13 protein-coding genes are annotated in these 18,156 nt (G+C 61.0%); 8 read left to right on the plus strand and 5 right to left on the minus strand.

The genetic code is table 11. The features are described 5' to 3' along the window. Positions 1-23: 23 nt before the first annotated feature. Positions 24-2,738 (minus strand): pyruvate dehydrogenase (acetyl-transferring), homodimeric type, encoded by a 2,715-nt coding sequence (gene aceE, locus C5P05_RS12790; RefSeq protein WP_114970236.1) that lies wholly within the window; start codon positions 2,736-2,738, stop codon positions 24-26. A 185-nt stretch (positions 2,739-2,923) separates the two neighbouring features. Here aceE and C5P05_RS12795 point away from each other — a divergent pair, with 185 nt between their 5' ends. From C5P05_RS12795 to C5P05_RS12815, 5 genes are all read left to right on the plus strand, one after another. Beyond that, positions 2,924-5,470: a PAS domain-containing sensor histidine kinase gene (locus C5P05_RS12795; RefSeq protein ID WP_114970237.1), complete on the plus strand. Its 2,547-nt coding sequence runs from the start codon at positions 2,924-2,926 to the stop codon at positions 5,468-5,470. Between the two features lie 3 nt (positions 5,471-5,473). Continuing rightward, positions 5,474-6,100, plus strand: a complete 627-nt coding sequence (locus C5P05_RS12800) for a response regulator transcription factor (protein WP_114970238.1) — start codon at positions 5,474-5,476, stop codon at positions 6,098-6,100. Between the two features lie 74 nt (positions 6,101-6,174). After that, entirely contained in the window at positions 6,175-7,038 is an 864-nt protein-coding gene (gene folD / locus C5P05_RS12805; RefSeq protein ID WP_114970239.1) for a bifunctional methylenetetrahydrofolate dehydrogenase/methenyltetrahydrofolate cyclohydrolase FolD, read from the plus strand. Positions 7,039-7,044: 6 nt separating this feature from the next. After that, positions 7,045-9,084: a M3 family metallopeptidase gene (locus C5P05_RS12810; RefSeq protein WP_114970240.1), complete on the plus strand. Its 2,040-nt coding sequence runs from the start codon at positions 7,045-7,047 to the stop codon at positions 9,082-9,084. A gap of 74 nt (positions 9,085-9,158) precedes the next feature. Next, positions 9,159-9,749, plus strand: coding sequence for a glutaredoxin family protein (locus C5P05_RS12815; RefSeq protein ID WP_114970263.1), 591 nt, complete (start codon positions 9,159-9,161; stop codon positions 9,747-9,749). A 39-nt stretch (positions 9,750-9,788) separates the two neighbouring features. Here C5P05_RS12815 and rpiA read toward each other — a convergent pair whose 3' ends face one another. Further along, positions 9,789-10,493 carry a ribose-5-phosphate isomerase RpiA gene (gene rpiA, locus C5P05_RS12820; protein WP_114970241.1) on the minus strand — a complete coding sequence of 235 codons (705 nt, stop codon included), beginning with the start codon at positions 10,491-10,493 and terminating at the stop codon, positions 9,789-9,791. Positions 10,494-10,551: 58 nt separating this feature from the next. On the opposite strand from rpiA, the gene C5P05_RS12825 reads away from it, so the two are divergent. The 3 genes from C5P05_RS12825 (at position 10,552) to C5P05_RS12835 (ending at position 14,446) form a co-directional block, all read left to right on the plus strand. After that, complete coding sequence (locus tag C5P05_RS12825; protein ID WP_114970242.1) at positions 10,552-11,625, plus strand: quinone-dependent dihydroorotate dehydrogenase; 1,074 nt, start codon at positions 10,552-10,554, stop codon at positions 11,623-11,625. 260 nt (positions 11,626-11,885) lie between these two features. Next, a complete protein-coding gene (locus tag C5P05_RS12830) occupies positions 11,886-13,262 on the plus strand; it encodes a homoserine dehydrogenase (protein WP_114970264.1) in 1,377 nt (458 codons plus the stop codon). 275 nt (positions 13,263-13,537) lie between these two features. Beyond that, positions 13,538-14,446 (plus strand): proline dehydrogenase family protein, encoded by a 909-nt coding sequence (locus tag C5P05_RS12835; RefSeq protein ID WP_114970243.1) that lies wholly within the window; start codon positions 13,538-13,540, stop codon positions 14,444-14,446. Between the two features lie 7 nt (positions 14,447-14,453). Here C5P05_RS12835 and C5P05_RS12840 read toward each other — a convergent pair whose 3' ends face one another. Genes C5P05_RS12840 through C5P05_RS34970 form a run of 3 tightly spaced genes read right to left on the minus strand, consistent with a single transcriptional unit; the run spans position 14,454 to position 18,078 of the window. Continuing rightward, the gene (locus tag C5P05_RS12840) at positions 14,454-15,572 is read right to left on the minus strand and encodes an NAD(P)/FAD-dependent oxidoreductase (protein ID WP_114970244.1); all 1,119 of its coding nucleotides are present in this window, start codon (positions 15,570-15,572) and stop codon (positions 14,454-14,456) included. 23 nt (positions 15,573-15,595) lie between these two features. Further along, on the minus strand, positions 15,596-16,444 hold the full coding sequence (locus C5P05_RS12845) for an N-formylglutamate amidohydrolase (protein WP_114970245.1): 849 nt from the start codon (positions 16,442-16,444) through the stop codon (positions 15,596-15,598). 47 nt (positions 16,445-16,491) lie between these two features. Next, positions 16,492-18,078, minus strand: a complete 1,587-nt coding sequence (locus tag C5P05_RS34970) for a methyl-accepting chemotaxis protein (RefSeq protein ID WP_114970246.1) — start codon at positions 18,076-18,078, stop codon at positions 16,492-16,494. Positions 18,079-18,156 lie beyond the last annotated feature (78 nt).

The following is an 18,156-nucleotide window of genomic DNA, read 5'->3' on the forward strand; positions in this document are numbered from 1 at the left end:
CGTGTCTCCTTGCGTTCTTGTTATTAGGCGTACAGCGGATTGACCTTGTCGGTCTGAATGCCGTATTTGGCAATCGCTTCCACCACTTTGGCGACCGGCACGGTGCCGTCTTCACTCAAGGCCTTGAGCGCGGCCACGACGATGTAGTGGCGATTGATCTCGAAGTGCTCACGCAGCTTGCTGCGGAAATCGCTGCGACCAAAACCATCGGTGCCCAACACTTTGTAGGTGCGACCCTTGGGAATAAACGGACGAATCTGCTCGGCATAAGCCTTCATGTAGTCGGTAGACGCCACGACGGGGCCGGTCGATGCTGCCAGTTGTTGCCCGACAAACGACACACGTTGCTCGGCAGCCGGGTGCAGCAGGTTGTAGCGCTCGGCGTCCTGGCCTTCGCGGGTCAGTTCGTTAAAGCTGGGGCAGCTCCAGACATCGGCGGCGACACCCCAGTCTTGCTCCAGCAACTCTTGCGCGGCAATCGATTCACGCAGGATGGTGCCCGAGCCCAACAGTTGCACGCGCGGAGCAGCCGACGCAGACGCGGCGCCTGGCTTGCACAGGTACATGCCCTTGATGATCTGCTCCTCGGTGCCGGCGGTGAGGCCAGGCATGGGGTAGTTTTCATTCAACAGCGTGATGTAGTAATACACATTGTCCTGCTTCTCCACCATGCGTTTGAGGCCATGGTGCAGGATGACGCCGACTTCATGCGCGAAGGTTGGGTCGTAGCTGACGCAGTTCGGAATCGTGCCCGCCATGATGTGGCTGTGGCCGTCTTCGTGCTGCAAGCCTTCGCCGTTGAGCGTGGTGCGCCCCGAGGTGCCGCCCAGCAGGAAGCCGCGCGCCTGCATGTCGCCGGCCGCCCAGGCCAGATCGCCAATGCGCTGGAAGCCGAACATCGAGTAGTACACGTAGAACGGCACCATGATGCGGTTGTTGGTGCTGTAGCTGGTGGCCGCTGCAATCCAGCTGCTCATGCCGCCGGCTTCGTTAATGCCTTCCTGCAGGATCTGACCCTTCTTGTCTTCCTTGTAGTACATCACCTGGTCTTTGTCGACTGGCGTGTATTTCTGGCCTTCCGGGTTGTAAATGCCGATCTGGCGGAACAGGCCTTCCATACCGAAGGTGCGGGCCTCGTCCACCAGAATCGGCACCACACGCGGGCCCAAGGCCTGATCACGCAAGAGCGTTGTCAGGAAGCGCACATAGGCCTGCGTGGTCGAGATTTCGCGGCCTTCGGCGGTGGGCTCCATCACCGACTTGAACGTCTCCAGCGAGGGCACAGTAAATTGCTCATCGGCCTTGGTGCGGCGGTGCGGCAGATAGCCACCGAGGGCCTGGCGGCGCTCGTGCAGATACTTCATCTCGGGTGTGTCGTCGGCCGGCTTGTAGAACGGAATCTCGGCCAGCTGGCTGTCAGGGATTGGGATGTTGAAGCGGTCGCGGAAGATCTTGATGTCTTCGTCCGTCAACTTCTTGGTCTGGTGCACATTGTTCTTGCCTTCACCACTCTTGCCCATGCCAAAACCCTTGACGGTCTTGATCAGCAGCACAGTCGGCTGGCCTTCGTGCTTGACGGCGGCGGCGTAAGCGGCATAGACCTTTTTCGGATCGTGGCCGCCGCGGCGCAAGGCCCAGATCTCGTCGTCGCTCATGTGCGCGACCATCTCCAGCGTTTTCGGGTCACGGCCAAAGAAATGCTTGCGCACGTAGGCACCGTCATTGGCCTTGAACGACTGGTAGTCGCCGTCCAGCGTGTCCATCATCAGTTTCTTCAAAGCGCCTTCTTTATCTCGCGCCAGCAGAGGATCCCAATCGCTGCCCCACAACAGCTTGATCACGTTCCAGCCAGCGCCACGGAACTCGCCTTCAAGCTCTTGCACGATCTTGCCGTTGCCCCGCACCGGGCCATCCAGGCGCTGCAGGTTGCAGTTGATGACGAAAATCAGGTTATCCAGCTTTTCGCGGGCAGCCAATCCGATGGCACCCAAAGACTCCACCTCGTCCATTTCGCCGTCACCGCAGAATACCCAGACCTTGCGGTTCGCGGTATCGGCAATACCCCGGGCGTGCAGGTACTTCAAGAAGCGCGCCTGGTAAATCGCCATCAGCGGACCCAGCCCCATGGACACCGTGGGGAACTGCCAGAACTCGGGCATCAGCTTGGGGTGCGGGTAGCTGGACAGGCCTTTGCCGCCGACCTCTTGTCGGAAGTTGAGCAACTGCTCTTCGGTCAGCCGCCCTTCGAGGTAAGCGCGGGCATAAACGCCCGGCGAAACGTGACCCTGAATGTAGAGGCAATCACCGCCGTGGTTTTCACTCTCGGCGTGCCAGAAATGATTGAAGCCGGCGCCAAACATGTGGGCCAGCGAGGCGAACGAGCCGATGTGGCCGCCCAGATCGCCGCCATCCACCGGGTGATGGCGATTGGCCTTGACCACCATGGCCATGGCGTTCCAGCGCATGTAGGAACGCAGGCGCTCCTCGATCTCGATATTACCGGGACAACGCTCTTCCTGATCCACCTCAATGGTGTTGACATAGCCCGTGTTGGCTGAGAACGGCATGTCAATGCTGCTCTGGCGGGCATGCTCCAGCAACTGCTCCAGCAAGAAATGAGCGCGCTCGGGGCCCTCGCTCTGAATCACGGCGGACAGGGCGTCCATCCACTCTCGGGTTTCCTGGCTGTCCGCGTCTTGCGCGGTAGAGCCTGATAGGTTCTCGGGAACTGCTGACATGCTTGTCTCCTAGGTTTTTCTAACTAATTGCGATTTTTAACACGACGATTTAATTTTCTCATATTTATTTGGAAATTTCAAATGGCGCTTAAACATTTCATATTAAGAAATAGAAACAATTTGACAGACACGTTTGAAATAGCCACGATGTCTCATCGGAACAGTGCGTCACCTACACTTGATCCATGCCTTTGCCCCGTCCGATATCATTTCCCAATCCCATGAAGCTCCCCCCTGTGGCCGGCTTGCAGAGTTGGTGGCAGCGCTTGACACCGCAACGGCAGGATCGTTTCGCGGTGCTGGCGCCGCTTGCCGCGGTACTCCTGTTCCTGGCCGCCATCGTGGCGGTGTTTGGTTATTTGCGCCTGGAAGAAATTGACCGTGAACAGGAAGCGGTCCAGAGGGATGTGGAATACACGCAACAGCGCCTTCGTCTGCGTCTGCTGGAGCGGCAAGAGCAGCTCATGCGCATCGCCCGCGAAATGTCCAACCGTGAGCTCGATGTCGACGAGTTCCAGAGTCGGGCGGAGGCGATGGTCAACCAGTACCCCGAATTGCAGGGCATGACCTGGATTGACAACCGCAAGCGCGTCAAAGCGAGCTTCGGCACCGCCAGCCTGGCGCCCAATCAGCTCCGAACAGTGGGAAGCACCCTTAAGGCGGGAGACACCGAAAATACCTTTCGACTGACTCAGGAACTCCAGCAACCGATTTATTCGCAAAGTGTGGCGGTGGCGGACACCCCTGGCACGCTGCAACTGCACATCCCTTTGAACGACCGGGCCGGTTTTGCAGGTATTTTGCTGGCCGAATATTCCGTCGACGGCTTGTTTCGCTACGGTGTTCCGGCCGAGGTGTCGGCGCGCTATGCGGTCTCATTCCACGACGCCAACGGGGGCCTCCTGGCCGGTACCAGCATTCCGTCGCGCAAGCGGGCCGCCAGCCTGTCGCCCTGGGCCCCTCCGGCCAACGCCTACGAAGTGCCGGTGTCGCCCGTGGGCAATGGGCTCGTGATACGGGGCCAGGCGTATCGGACGTCGCTGGGCGTGATCGGCAGCGGTCTGTTCTGGCTGGTCGCCGTCCTGAGCGGCATGACGGCCTGGATGCTGATCGCCAATTGGCGCCATACCCGCCGTCGCATGAAAGTCCAGCATACGCTGATATTGGAAACAAGCTTCCGCCGCGCCATGGAAAACTCCATGCTGACCGGCATGCGGGCGCTGGATATGCAAGGTCGCATCACTTACGTCAATGCGGCTTTTTGCCAGATGACCGGCTGGAGTGAGTCCGACCTGGTGGGGCAAACCGCGCCCTTCCCCTATTGGCCGGAAGAAGATCGTGATTCACTGGCCTCGCGGCTGGAGGAAGAGCTGGCCGGCAAGACCCTGCCGGGCGGCATTCAGGTGCGCGTGAAGCGCCCGGACGGGACCATCTTTGACGCCCGGCTGTATGTCTCACCACTGATAGACGCCCGTGGCATTCAGACCGGCTGGATGACCTCGATGACCGACATTACCGAACCCAACCGGATTCGAGAACAACTGTCGGCGTCACATGAACGCTTCACGACCGTGTTGGAAGCGCTGGACGCATCCATCTCGGTGGCACCACTGGGCAGTGACGAATTGTTGTTTGCCAACAAGCTATACCGGCTCTGGTTTGGCACCCAGGCGGGCGGCCATCTGCAGCTCGTCGCCCAGGCGGGCGTGCCCGAGACGCACCCCAGCGACGAGTCCCTGGACAACGTCGACGCCTTCGCCGGCCTGCCGACCAACCTGCTGCCCGACACGGAAGCCGAAAGCGCCGAGATCTATCTGGAAACCCTGGGCAAATGGCTGGAGGTTCGCACCCGGTACCTGAGCTGGGTCGATGGACGCCTGGCGCAGATGGTAATTGCCACCGACATCACGGCGCGCCGTCTTGCCGAGGAACAATCGGCGGCGCAGACCGAGCGGGCCCAGACCGCCAGCCGCTTGATCACCATGGGCGAAATGGCGTCCAGCGTGGCACATGAGCTGAACCAGCCGCTCACCGCCATCAACAACTACTGCAATGGCATGGTGTCGCGCATCAAGGCCAAGCAGATCAGTGAAGAGGATTTGTTGGGTGCGCTGGAAAAAACCGCCAAACAAGCACACCGGGCCGGTCAGATCATCCAGCGCATTCGCTCGTTCGTCAAACGCAGCGAGCCCAATCGTTCCGTGGCGAATATCTCGGGCATGGTGGACGAGGCGGTTGAACTGGCCGAGATTGAACTGCGTCGTCGCAACGTGCGGCTGACGCACTACGTGGCACCGCGCATGCCAACCCTGCTGGTAGACCCGATTCTGATCGAGCAGGTACTGGTCAACCTGCTCAAGAATGCGGCCGAATCGATTGACTCGGCCCAGCGACCCACGGCGCAACGCAGCGTCAAATTGCGGGTGGCTCCCACGCTGGTGGATGACAAACCGGTGATTGAGTTCAAGGTCGTCGACTCGGGCAAGGGACTCGCGCCCGAAGTGATGGCGCGCCTGTATGAAGCTTTTTATTCAACCAAGGCCGACGGCATGGGCATCGGCCTGAGTCTGTGCCGCTCGATCGTGGAATCGCACATGGGCCGAATGAAAGCCCAGAACCTCTACAATGGCGACGAGGTAACAGGGTGCTGTTTCTCGTTCTGGATTCCCGTCACGGAATCCATGTCGATCAGGGCACAGCTGCCGCTAAAACAACCAAGGACGCCAGAGTAAAACATGAGTTTGATACCTAAAAAGGGCACGGTTTACGTGGTGGACGACGACGAAGCGGTCCGCGACTCGCTTCAATGGCTGCTGGAAGGCAAGGACTACCGCGTTCGCTGCTTTGAATCCGCCGAGTCATTTTTGAGCCGCTACGACGCGCGCGAGGTGGCTTGTCTGATTGTGGACATCCGCATGGGCGGCATGACCGGCCTTGAGTTGCAAAGCCGCCTGATCGAGGCCCACTCACCGCTACCCATCGTGTTCATCACCGGCCACGGCGACGTGCCCATGGCCGTGGACACCATGAAAAAAGGCGCGATGGACTTCATCCAGAAGCCGTTCAAGGAAGACCAATTGCTGGCGCTGGTGGAACGCATGCTGGACCAGGCCAAAGACTCCTTTGCCGAGCACCAGAGCGCAGCCAGCCGTGGCGTGCTCATGGCCCGCCTGACGCTGCGCGAAGCGCAGGTGCTGGAGCGCATTGTGGCCGGGCGCCTGAACAAGCAGATTGCCGACGATCTGGGCATCAGCATCAAGACGGTGGAGGCGCACCGCGCCAACATCATGGAAAAGCTCAACGCCAATACCGTGGCGGATCTCCTGAAAATTGCTTTGGGACAAGCCGCCGCCAAAGCCTGACGCTACTTAATTTATAGCTATCTACGCCCGCCCAGTAAGCACTAGCGGGCTTTTTTACTTGTGGAATTGAAACTATGACAACCCAACAACGTGGCCAACTCATTGATGGCATCGCCCTCTCCGCCCGCCTGCGCGCGGACGTCGCCACCCGTGTGCTGGCACTCAAGGCCCGCGGCGTCACGCCCGGCCTGGCGGTCATTCTGGTGGGTGAAGACCCGGCCAGCGCCGTCTACGTGCGCAACAAGGTCAAAGGCTGTTCGGATACCGGTGTTCACTCGATCTTTGAGAAGTTCGACGCCACCCTGTCGGAGGTCGAGCTGCTGGCACGCATCGCCGCGCTCAATGTGGACCCGAGCATCCACGGCATTCTGGTGCAGATGCCTTTGCCCAAACACATCAACCCGCACAAAGTGATTGAAGCCATTTCCACCGCCAAAGACGTGGACGGCTATGCCACCTTGAGCGCCGGTGAATTGATGACTGGCCAGCCCGGCTTTCGACCCTGCACGCCCTATGGCTGCATGAAACTGATCGAGAGCACCGGCCTCGATTTGCGCGGCAAACACGCGGTCGTCATTGGCCGCAGCAACACCGTGGGCAAACCGATGGCGCTGTTGCTGCTGCAAGCCAACGCCACGGTCACCGTTTGCCATAGCGCCACCACCGACATCGGTTACCACACCCGACAGGCCGACGTGATCGTCGCGGCGGTCGGCAAGCGCAATGTGCTGACGGCCGACATGGTCAAGCCCGGCGCGGTGGTCATCGACGTCGGCATGAACCGCAACGACGAAGGCAAGCTGTGTGGTGACGTGGACTTTGCCGGTGTCAAGGAAGTAGCCAGCTTCATTACCCCGGTGCCCGGTGGGGTCGGTCCCATGACCATTACGATGTTGCTGGTCAACACCCTTGAAGCCGCCGAACGCGCCGCAAAATAAGCACTTATGAACAACCCCCTGCTTTCTTTTGACGATCTTCCCCTGTTTGACCGGATCGCCCCCGAACACGTCGCGCCGGCCATTGAGCAATTGCTCACTCAGGCCAATACGGCGTTGGAGACCGTGACAGCGCCCGATTTTCCGGCAAGCTGGACCGACATTGCGAGTGTGCTGGATGTCTCCACTGAGAAACTGGGGCGCGCCTGGGGTGTTGTGAGCCACTTGAACAGCGTGGCCGACACACCCGAGCTACGCGCCGCTTATAACGAAGCCCTGCCCAAGATCACCGAATTCTTCACCCGACTGGGGGCGGACGAACGTCTGTATGCCAAGTACAAGGCGATTGACCTGGCCACACTCAACGCCGAGCAACGCCAGGCCCATAAGAACGCCATGCGCAATTTTGTGCTGGGCGGCGCGGAACTGGTGGGGGCCGACCGCGAGCGTTTTGCCGCCATTCAGGAGCGCCAGGCCGAGCTGGGCCAGAAGTTCAGCGAGAACGCGCTGGATGCCACCGACGCCTTTGCCTACTACGCCGATGCTTCAGAGCTGGACGGCGTGCCGGATGATGTGAAGCAGGCCGCCTTGGCCGCGGCCAAAGCAGAGAACAAGGAAGGTTACAAGCTCACGCTGAAAATGCCGTGCTACCTGCCGGTGATGCAGTTTGCCCGCAGCAGTGCCCTGCGCGAAAAACTGTATCGCGCCTACGTGACCCGTGCCTCCGACCAGGCCGACACCGAGACCCGCAAGTTCGACAACTCCGCCCTGATTGCCGAGATGCTGGCCCTGCGGCTGGAAGAAGCCAAACTGCTGGGTTATCGCAACTTTGGTGAACTCTCCGTCGTTCCCAAAATGGCCGAGTCGCCAGAGCACGTCATCACCTTTTTGCGCGACCTCGCCACCAAGGCGCGCCCGTTCGCCGAGAAAGACCTGGCCGACCTGCGCGAGTTTGCAGTGCAACCGCTGAACCTGCCGAATCCACAAGCTTGGGACTGGCCGTATGTGAGCGAAAAACTCAAGGAAGCGCGCTACGCCTTCAGCGAGCAGGAAGTCAAACAGTACTTCCCGGCGCCCAAGGTCTTGGCCGGTCTGTTCAAGATTGTCGAAACGCTGTTTGACGTGAACATCAAAAAAGACACGGCCCCGGTGTGGAACCCCGGTGTCGAGTTCTTCCGCATTGAGCGCGCCAGCAGTCTGGTCGGCCAGTTCTATCTGGACCCGTCAGCCCGCACCGGCAAACGCGGCGGCGCGTGGATGGACGACGTGCGAACCCGCTGGTTGCGCCCCGACACGCACCAGCTGCAAACGCCGGTGGCCCATCTGGTCTGCAACTTCGCAACCGGCGTGGACGGCAAACCCGCCTTGCTGACGCACGACGATGTCACCACGCTGTTTCACGAATTCGGCCACGGATTGCATCACCTGCTGACACAGGTCAATGAACACGACGTGTCAGGCATCAGCGGCGTGGAGTGGGACGCGGTGGAATTGCCCAGCCAGTTTATGGAAAACTTCTGCTGGGAATGGGACGTTCTGCGCCACATGACCGCGCATGTGGAGACCGGCGAGCCGCTGCCGCGCGCGCTGTTCGACAAGATGCTGGCCGCCAAGAACTTCCAGAGCGGCATGCAGACCCTGCGCCAAATCGAGTTTTCACTGTTCGACATGCTGCTGCACACAGCCCACGACCCTGCGCAGGACTTGATGCCTCTGCTGAATCAGGTTCGCGCCGAAGTGGCGGTGCTGCAGCCGCCAGAATGGAGCCGCACGGCCCACACCTTCAGCCATATTTTTGCCGGCGGCTATGCTGCCGGTTACTACAGCTATAAATGGGCAGAGGTGCTGAGCGCCGATGCCTACGCCGCCTTTGAGGAAACCGTAGGCAGCGACGGCTTGCCCAATGTCGAGACTGGCAGAAAATACCGCCAGGCTATTCTGGAAGCCGGTGGCAGCCGCCCCGCCATTGAGTCGTTCAAGGCTTTTCGCGGGCGTGAACCAAGTCTGGAAGCCTTGCTGCGCCATCAGGGCATGTCTGAACCAAAGTGAAGGGGTCGATCTTGAGAAACACAAGCCATCAAACCAGCCAGAAAATCCGGGTTGTTTGTGCTGCCGTGCTGCTGATGGCAGGCCAGGCGCAGGCCCAGACGGTCTACCGAGTGGTCGGGCCCGACGGCAAGGTGACCTTCTCCGACAAGCCACCGGCCGCGTCCGAGCAAGCCACGGCCACGGGCGCTGGCGGCAAGCCACTGGGCAGTGGAGGCACGGCGCTGCCGTTCGAGTTGCGCCAAGTCGCCAGCAAATACCCGGTGACCCTGTACACGTCCAGCAACTGTGCACCCTGTGGCTCGGGTCGCGCGCTGCTCAGCAGTCGTGGCATCCCCTTTGCCGAGAAGACCGTTAGCACCAGCGAAGATTCCGACGCGCTGCAACGCATCAGCGGCGAAAGTTCGTTGCCCTTTTTGACCATCGGCGGCCAGCAGATCAAGGGCTACTCGGATGCGGAGTGGACGCAGTTTTTGGACGCCGCCGGCTACCCGAAAGCTTCGGTCTTGCCCGCCAGCTACCGCGGCCCCGCAGCCACACCCTTGGTTGCGGTGCAAAAACCGGCACCCGCCGCCAAGCCTGAAGAGACGCAGGCCCCGCGTGCTCCTGCAGCGCCCAGCCGCCCAGCAGTGGCCCCCCCGGCCAATCCGGCAGGCATCACGTTTTAGAACACATATAACGTCATTGCGACTTTACAGAAGTGCCGTCTAGAAGGTCAGCGTTTTGACGCCACTGACCGTGCCCAGCAGGCAAACCTGGGCTTTCTGGAAGGCGAACACGCCAACCGTCACCACACCCGGCCACTGGCTGACCTGAGACTCAAAGGCCAGCGGATCGGCAATCTGCAAGCCCGTCACATCCACAATGATCTGGCCGTTGTCCGTCACCAGGGGCTGGCCGTCTTTCAGGCGGATCTGCGCCTGACCACCCATGGCCGAAAACTGGCGCATCACGCGCTTGGCCGCCATCGGAATCACCTCGACCGGCAGGGGGAACTTGCCCAGGGTCTGCACCAGTTTGGACTCGTCCGCAATGCAGACAAACTTGCGCGACTGGGCGGCCACGATCTTCTCGCGTGTCAGTGCCGCGCCGCCGCCCTTGACCATGTTGCCGTGGCCGTCGATCTCATCGGCACCATCGATATAAACCGACAACTCGTCCACATCATTGGAGTCAAACACGGGAATGCCCAGCGCCAGCAAACGCTCGGTGCTGGCCACCGAACTGGACACTGCGCCCTTGATCTGGCCCTTCATAGCCGCCAGTGCATCAATAAATTTATTGACTGTGGAGCCAGTGCCCACGCCGACAATGTCGCCGGGCACCACGTACTGAAGGGCAGCCTGACCGACCAGGGTTTTGAGTTCGTCTTGTGACAAGACGGTGTTGGGCTGGGAATTGAGGTTTGTCATCTGGGAAAATCGGGTGAGTTAAAGAAGCCAAGTACAAAAACTATTCAGGAATTATCCAATGTCTCTCGTCCCCTACGCCCTCGCCCGCCCGTTTTTGTTCAGCCTGGACCCGGAGGCGGCCCACGACTTAACGCTGAAATCCCTAGCGGCCGTGCAAGGCACCCCTTTCCAGCTGGCCTTTTGTGCCGGCCGGGTCGACGACCCGATTGCGCTGGCCGGCCTGACTTTTCCGAACCGGGTCGGCCTGGCCGCCGGGCTGGACAAGAACGCCCGCTGCATTGATGGCCTGGGCGCCATGGGCTTCGGCTTCGTCGAAGTCGGCACCGTCACGCCGCTGGCACAGCCGGGCAACCCGAAACCCCGCATGTTTCGCCTGCCCAAGGCCGAAGCGCTGATCAACCGCCTGGGCTTCAACAACGAGGGCTTGGACGCCTTTGTTGCCAACGTCAAACGTTCCGCCTTGTACCGGCAACGCCAGAGCGCTGCAGCGACAAAAACGCCGCCGCCGATGCTGCTGGGTCTGAACATCGGCAAGAACGCTGCCACGCCGATTGAAAATGCCACGGATGACTATCTGGCCTGCCTGGACGGCGTCTACCCTTACGCCGACTACGTCACCATCAATATCTCCAGCCCCAACACCAAAAATCTGCGCGCGCTGCAAAGCGATGAAGCGCTGGATGGCCTGCTGGGCGCCATTGCCCAACGCCGTGAAACGCTGGCCACGCAACACGGCAAACGCACCCCGATCTTCGTGAAGATCGCGCCGGACCTGGACGAGGCCCAGGTCGGTGTGATTGCTGCCACCTTGAAGCGCCACGGCATGGACGGCGTCATCGCCACCAACACCACGCTGAGCCGGGACGCCGTCAAGGGACAGGCACATGCCGAGGAAACCGGTGGCCTGTCGGGCGCACCGGTGCTGGCCATGAGCAACCGCATCATCACGCAACTGCGCGCCGCTTTAGGGACAGGCTATCCCATCATCGGCGTGGGCGGCGTCATGAGCGCGGAGGATGCGGTGAGCAAAATCAAGGCCGGCGCCGATGTGGTGCAAATCTATACGGGTTTGATCTACAAAGGGCCAGACTTGGTCAAACAGGCCGCAATGCTGATTAAAAATACCGTCTAGCTGCTGGCCGCCCGCCCAAAAAGGCCGTGATATGCTTGACCCATGTTGTGCAGTCCAGCCCTTACCCCAGCAAACGTCAGCGTTTTGACGGGTGCTGGGATGTCCGCAATTTCGCGGACGATGGACGCACACATGATTACCACCATTATGAACACGGCCGCCTGAGCGTCGTTCAGGTGGCCGTTCCGGCTGCCTACTGGTGTATCTCTTTGAACAAACCCAGCACAGGCAGCTGGGGTCTCAACTGTTCGGAGAGTTTTATGTACCAAGATCTTCATGCAAGTTTTGCTGTTCGCAACCATGGCAGTGTTGCGCCCTCGCAAGTCGACCCCCCGCTGCGTGTCGGCCTGCTCGGCCTGGGCACCGTGGGCGCAGGCACCTACCGCGTCCTGCAACGCAACGCGAATCTGATTGCAGCCCGATCCGGCCGACGCATCGAGATAGCCATGGTCGCCGTGCGCAACCTGGCCCGCGCCGCCAGCCTGGTGGACCGCGACGCCGTGCTGGTGGATGACCCGTTTCAAGTCGTCAACCACCCGGACATTGACGTAGTGGTCGAGGTGATTGGCGGCACGACGATCGCCAAGGAACTGGTGCTGCAGGCGATCGCCAATGGCAAGCACGTGGTCACTGCCAACAAGGCCCTGCTGGCCTTGCACGGCAGCGAGATTTTTGCCGCAGCCCAGGCACAGGGCGTGGTGGTGGCCTATGAAGGTGCGGTGGCGGTCAGCATCCCCATCATCAAGGCCCTGCGCGAAGGCATGACTGCGAACCGCATCGAATGGATCGCCGGCATCATCAACGGCACCACCAACTACATCCTCTCGGAAATGAAGACCAAGGGCGCGAGTTTTGCCGACGCCTTGGCCGATGCCCAGCGCCTGGGCTTTGCGGAGGCCGACCCCGCGTTCGATGTGCAGGGCACAGACGCCGCGCACAAACTCACGCTGCTGGCATCCAATGCGTTTGGCGTGCCCACCCGGTTTGACAAGGTCCATGTCGAGGGCATCGCCCAACTGGAGTCAGCAGATATTGCCTTTGCCGAACGCCTGGGCTACCGCGTCAAGCTACTGGGCATTGCCAAACGCGGCGCGCAGGGCCTGGAGCTGCGCGTACACCCCACGCTGATCGCCGCCGACCATCTGTTGGCGCACGTCAACGGTTCCATGAACGCCGTGATGGTGAAGAGCGACGCCGCCGGTGTCACCCTGTACTACGGCGCCGGTGCGGGCTCCGAGCAGACGGCCTCTGCCGTCATTGCCGACCTGGTGGATTTGTGCCGCACAGCCGACACATCCCACCGGCATCGGGTGCCCTATCTCGCATTTCAACCCACTGCCATGGTGGACTTAGCCGTGGCCGCCATTGCCGATGTGGTGAGCCGTTACTACCTGCGGCTGGACGTTGCCAGCCAGACGCGTACCGTACCGAAAATTCTGGGCCATTTGGCAGAGGCCGGTGTGCGGGTGCAACAACTGGAAGTCTTTGACCATCCCAGCGACCAGGCGTTGAACGCCATGGTGCTGCTCACCGACCCGACACAAGAGCATGTGCTGCGCGGCGCGCTGGCTGCGTTGGAGCTGTGGCCCTCGGTGATGGGTTTTGTGAAAACGATCCGCATGGAGCATCTGGACTGAAGGCGCAGGTATCATCGCGCCTCGCACCCCAACACCTTCTGTGCTGTTGGCTGCCACTACGAGCAAACTGAGGCAACCCATGCACCGAGCCGCCTGGCCTCCATTGACGATTAGCTGAACGCATATTGCTGCCGTGCACTTGGTGCACCTGGCCAGCATGCTGCCTCTTGGCCTGCGCGAGCACGCTCGCACGGGCCACCTGGCTATGCCCGAAATTCGCCGACGCATTACGCCGGACCGGGTGAAGCCGTTTGCTTTTTCTTTTGGATACCCCCATGCAACTCCTCAATACTTGGGTGGCCCGCGCCATCCCTTGGATCCCTCGCACACTGGTTCAAAAAATCTCGCGTCGTTATATCGCTGGTGACAGCCTCGCCGAGGCCGTTGTACGCATCCGCCACCTGAATGCAGTGGGCTACCGTGCCACGGTCGACGTGCTGGGTGAAACCGTTTCTACTTTGCAAGAGGCGCAAAACACTGCGGACGAATACATCCGGGTGCTGAATGCCATTCAGACCCATAACCTGAATGCGACCATTTCTGTCAAGCCCACCGCGATGGGTTTGCTACTGGACCTGCCGCAATGTGAACAGATGCTGGAGCGACTTCTCGAATCCGCCAAACTCCACACTAGCTCAGTTTGTATTGACATGGAGGATGTCAGCTGCACACAAGCGGAAATCGATTTATTTCAGCGGCTCAAGGCGCGCCATGGCAACGTCAGCCTGGCATTGCAGTCCTACTTGCGGCGCACCGACCAGGACCTGGAGACACTCTTGCGTGATAGCAGCGAGTTGCGTATCTGCAAGGGCATCTATCTGGAAGATTCGTCACACCTGGTGATGGATGCCTCGCGTGACCGTAGCGCCATCAATCCGCATTTCCTTCGCCATGTTGCGCGCTGCTTTGCAATGGAAGTGTTTGTGGCCATTGCCACGCACGACACCGAGCTTATCGACCAAACCATCGCGCTTGCCCGCAGCAGCGGCGTAGACCCATCGATGTTTGAGTTCCAAATGCTGCTGGGCGTGTGCGAACCCCTGCGCGACAAACTGTTGCAGATGGGGTTTGGCGTACGCATCTATGTTCCCTACGGAAAAGACTGGTACGGCTACAGCACGCGCAGGCTCAAAGAGAATCCCCGTATCGCCGGCCACATTTTGAAATCACTGATCCACCGCTGATGGTTATTCACAGCTCAGCGACGGAGCGGTCCGCGAGCAGATCCCTTACATAGTCCCCGATGGCCAGCGCGCTGGTCAGGCCCGGCGACTCAATGCCAAACAGGTTGACGAGGCCCGGCACGCCATGGTCAGCCGGGCCCTGAATGACAAAGTCGCACGCCGCCTGGTCAGGAGCGTGAATTTTGGGGCGTATCCCGGCGTAGCCCGGAATCAGCGCACCGTCCGCCAGCGATGGCCAGTATTTGCGCACCTCGGCATAAAAGGCATCGCCCCGTGCCGGGTCGACCACCAGATCATCGGGAGATTCGACCCATTGCACATCGGGGCCGAACTTGGCCTGACCACCCAGATCGAGCGTGAGGTGCACGCCCAAACCGGCGGCTTGCGGCAGCGGATAAATCAGATGACTGAACGGCGCACGGCCCGCCAGCGTGAAGTAATTGCCCTTGGCAAACCAGGCGCGCGGCACATGGCGCGGGTCCAACCCTTTGAAGCGTCCCGCCAGGGCCGGCGCCTGCAGGCCCGCGGCGTTCAGCACTGTGCTGGCCTGCAGTTGCGTACCGTCATTTGCCACCAAATTAATAGCGCCTTGCGCATATTCGGCGTGGGCTAGAGGCGAATTAAGCACAACAATGCCGCCGGCATTCTCGACATCACCCTGCAGCGCCAGCATCAGGCCATGGCTGTCGACAATGCCGGTGCTGGGCGAGTAGACCGCCGCTTCGCAGGCCAACTGGGGCTCCAGCGCCCGGGCTTGGGCAGCGCTCAAGAGCACCAGATCGTCAACGCCATTGCGCCTAGCCTTGTCGATCACGTCCTGCAGCTGCGCCAACTGCGCCGGCGCGGTGGCCACCAGCAGTTTGCCGCAACGCCGATGGCCGATGCCGCGCTCGGCGCAGTAGTCGTACAACATCGCCTTGCCCTGCACACACAGCCGCGCCTTCAGGGAGCCGGCGGCGTAATAAATGCCGGCATGAATCACCTCGCTGTTGCGCGAGCTGGTGCCGGTGCCGATGGCCGATGCCGCCTCCAGCACCAAGACCTCGCGCCCGGCCAGCGCCAAGGCGCGCGCCACGGCCAGCCCAACCACACCCGCGCCGATGACGACGCACTCCACCTGATCCATGTTTCAGCCTTGGTGAAAAAAAATTAAAGCACCCGCGGGTCGGTCTGCAATAGCATCACCACCAGCGAACGCAAACTCGTCTGCAAGAGCGCAAAACCTTCGGTGATTTCCAGTGTCTGCTCATCCATGTAGAGCTTGCGGTTGATTTCCAGCTGGATGCTGTGGCGCTGGCGCGCCGGGTCGCTGTGGCGGCGCACCAGCTCAACCCCCTTGTAGGGATGGTTGTAGGACACGCTATAGCCCAGGCCGGCCAGATGCTCGCAAATCTGCCGCGAAAGCAGACCGGAGGCCGTGGACTCGTCACGATTGCCAATCACAAAATCCGCATGCGCCTCCCCCGGAAATTCCGTGGCGTGGCTGGATGCCACGGCCGGCATGGAATGGCAGTTCAGGTGAATGCTGTAGCCATGGCGCGCATGTGCCGCATCAATCGCCGCACCCACTGCCGCATGGTAGGGCACCCAGCAGCGCTCGATGCGCTCGCGCACCTCGGCCACCGAGAGCGGGCGGTCGTAAATGGCAATACCGTCATCCGTCATGCGCCAGATCAGCCCCTTGCCGAGCCGGACCTTGGACAAGATCACCGGGTCGGTCTCAACCGGATCTGGCCAGGCTTCATCAAACAGGCTGGTGTCGATCTCCGTGGTATTGCGATTGGCGTCGAGGTAGCTGCGCGGAAAGTAGGCTTCAATCCACGCCACCCCCAGCTCAGGCACAAAGTCGTAGAGCTTTTCCACATGAGTATCTTCGGCCCGGCGCAGCCCGGCCAGTTCACACGAAAAATTGAAGTCAGCGGGATAACGCGTTCCACTGTGCGGCGAATCGAGCACCAGGGGGCTCGTGCCCGGCAAAGAGCGAAGCAATGAAGTCATGGTGTGGATTTTGCCGCAGCCGCCGGCCGGGGCCGGGACTGTACGCCTCAAGACCCTGACAGCAAGACCGGGCTTTGCCCCTGCAGGCGATGAGAGGCATCGGCCAGCCGGAAGGTAGACACCAGCTGCGCCAGTCGCTGGGCCTGTTCGCGCAGGCTCTCCGCCGCTGCGGCCGACTGCTCCACCAGCGCCGCATTCTGCTGCGTCATCTGGTCGAGTTCCGTCACCGCGGTGTTGACCTGCGAGATCCCGTCGCTTTGCTCCGAGGAGGCGGCAGAAATCTCGCCAATGATGTCGGATACGCGTTTGACCGAATTCACGATTTCGGTCATGGTCTTGCCGGCATCGGCCACCAGACGCGTTCCCGAATCCACCTTGTCGACGGACACGCCGATCAGGTTCTTGATTTCCTTGGCCGCCTGGGCCGAACGTCCGGCCAGACTGCGCACCTCGCTGGCCACCACGGCAAAGCCGCGCCCCTGCTCGCCGGCACGGGCCGCTTCCACGGCAGCATTCAAGGCCAGGATATTGGTCTGAAACGCGATGCCGTCGATGACGCTGATGATGTCGGAAATCTTTCGCGCGCTGCTATTGATCTCCTCCATGGTGGAGACCACCTGGGCCACCACCGCGCCTCCGCGCACCGCCACCTCGGTCGCCGAAGCTGCGAGCTGGTTGGCCTGGCGCGCGGCGTCGGCCGATTGCCGGACGGTGCCGGTGAGTTGCTCTGTGGAGGACGCCGCCCGCTGCAAATTGGTCGCCGTCTGTTCGGTGCGATTGGCCAGGTCCTGGTTGCCGGTGGCAATCTCGGCGCTGGCCAGACGAATGGACTCAGAGGAGCCATGCACCGTGGCGATGGACTGGTTCAGCTGCCCTGTCATGCTGCCCAGCGCGCGCATCAGGTCGCCCACCTCGTCCTGGCGCGCGCTGCTGGCGTCAACATTCAGGTTGCCGCCCGCCACCCCTTGTGTGAGCACCACCGCCCGGGCCAGCTCAGCCACCAGCTTGCGCTGCATCAGCCAGGACAAGCCAACGGCGACACCCGCCACCACCAGACCAAGCGCTCCCAGCAGCAGATTGGTGGTGCGCGATCTTTGCTGCGACGCCGCGATGACCGCGTGTGAGCCGGCCTCACCGGCTGCCACGATGGTCGACAGGGTCTTGTTCAGCCCGGCAAACGTGGCATCTGCGCCCTGCATCGCCGCAATACCGGTGTTGGGATCCACGGACGACAGGTCAATGGCCGAATCCGTCTGCTTGGCGTATTTGTCAAGCTGCTGGCCCACCTCGGAGATGGTGGTTCGCAGTCCTGCGTCTGCACTCCCGGCTTCGGCCAAAGCGGCCGAAGCACGCTTGATGCCGCCAAGCTGCTGGGCCAAATCACCGCGAAAAGCCTTGATCTTGGGTTCATCCAGCGAACCGATCAAGGCGACCGTTTTATAGACGCTGGCGTGAACCAGGCCGAGCTGCAACTGCACACCGGCAACCGTTTTGAAGTCAGCCAGACTGGCTTTGGAACTGGATTGGCCCTTGTCGGCCTCCTGGCTCATCAATACGGTGTTGAGCTGCCCGGCCAGCAACACCACCACGGCGGTCAACAAAGGCGCCGCCAACAATTTCATACCCAACTTCATGGTGACTCCCTATACCTCCCTGCCATTCCAGCAGGTCTTCAAGTCACAAAAAAACATCCGCGCAATCAGCGGATGTTG

The organism is Rhodoferax ferrireducens, assembly GCF_003347515.1.
Lineage (GTDB): Bacteria > Pseudomonadota > Gammaproteobacteria > Burkholderiales > Burkholderiaceae_C > Rhodoferax.

Coding starts and splice junctions, on each gene's coding strand:
- aceE (WP_114970236.1), bottom strand. CDS start 2,738: ATGTCAGCAGTTCCCGAGAACCTATCAGGCTCTACCGCGCAAGACGCG.
- C5P05_RS12795 (WP_114970237.1), top strand. CDS start 2,924: ATGCCTTTGCCCCGTCCGATATCATTTCCCAATCCCATGAAGCTCCCC.
- C5P05_RS12800 (WP_114970238.1), top strand. CDS start 5,474: ATGAGTTTGATACCTAAAAAGGGCACGGTTTACGTGGTGGACGACGAC.
- folD (WP_114970239.1), top strand. CDS start 6,175: ATGACAACCCAACAACGTGGCCAACTCATTGATGGCATCGCCCTCTCC.
- C5P05_RS12810 (WP_114970240.1), top strand. CDS start 7,045: ATGAACAACCCCCTGCTTTCTTTTGACGATCTTCCCCTGTTTGACCGG.
- C5P05_RS12815 (WP_114970263.1), top strand. CDS start 9,159: ATGGCAGGCCAGGCGCAGGCCCAGACGGTCTACCGAGTGGTCGGGCCC.
- rpiA (WP_114970241.1), bottom strand. CDS start 10,493: ATGACAAACCTCAATTCCCAGCCCAACACCGTCTTGTCACAAGACGAA.
- C5P05_RS12825 (WP_114970242.1), top strand. CDS start 10,552: ATGTCTCTCGTCCCCTACGCCCTCGCCCGCCCGTTTTTGTTCAGCCTG.
- C5P05_RS12830 (WP_114970264.1), top strand. CDS start 11,886: ATGTACCAAGATCTTCATGCAAGTTTTGCTGTTCGCAACCATGGCAGT.
- C5P05_RS12835 (WP_114970243.1), top strand. CDS start 13,538: ATGCAACTCCTCAATACTTGGGTGGCCCGCGCCATCCCTTGGATCCCT.
- C5P05_RS12840 (WP_114970244.1), bottom strand. CDS start 15,572: ATGGATCAGGTGGAGTGCGTCGTCATCGGCGCGGGTGTGGTTGGGCTG.
- C5P05_RS12845 (WP_114970245.1), bottom strand. CDS start 16,444: ATGACTTCATTGCTTCGCTCTTTGCCGGGCACGAGCCCCCTGGTGCTC.
- C5P05_RS34970 (WP_114970246.1), bottom strand. CDS start 18,078: ATGAAGTTGGGTATGAAATTGTTGGCGGCGCCTTTGTTGACCGCCGTG.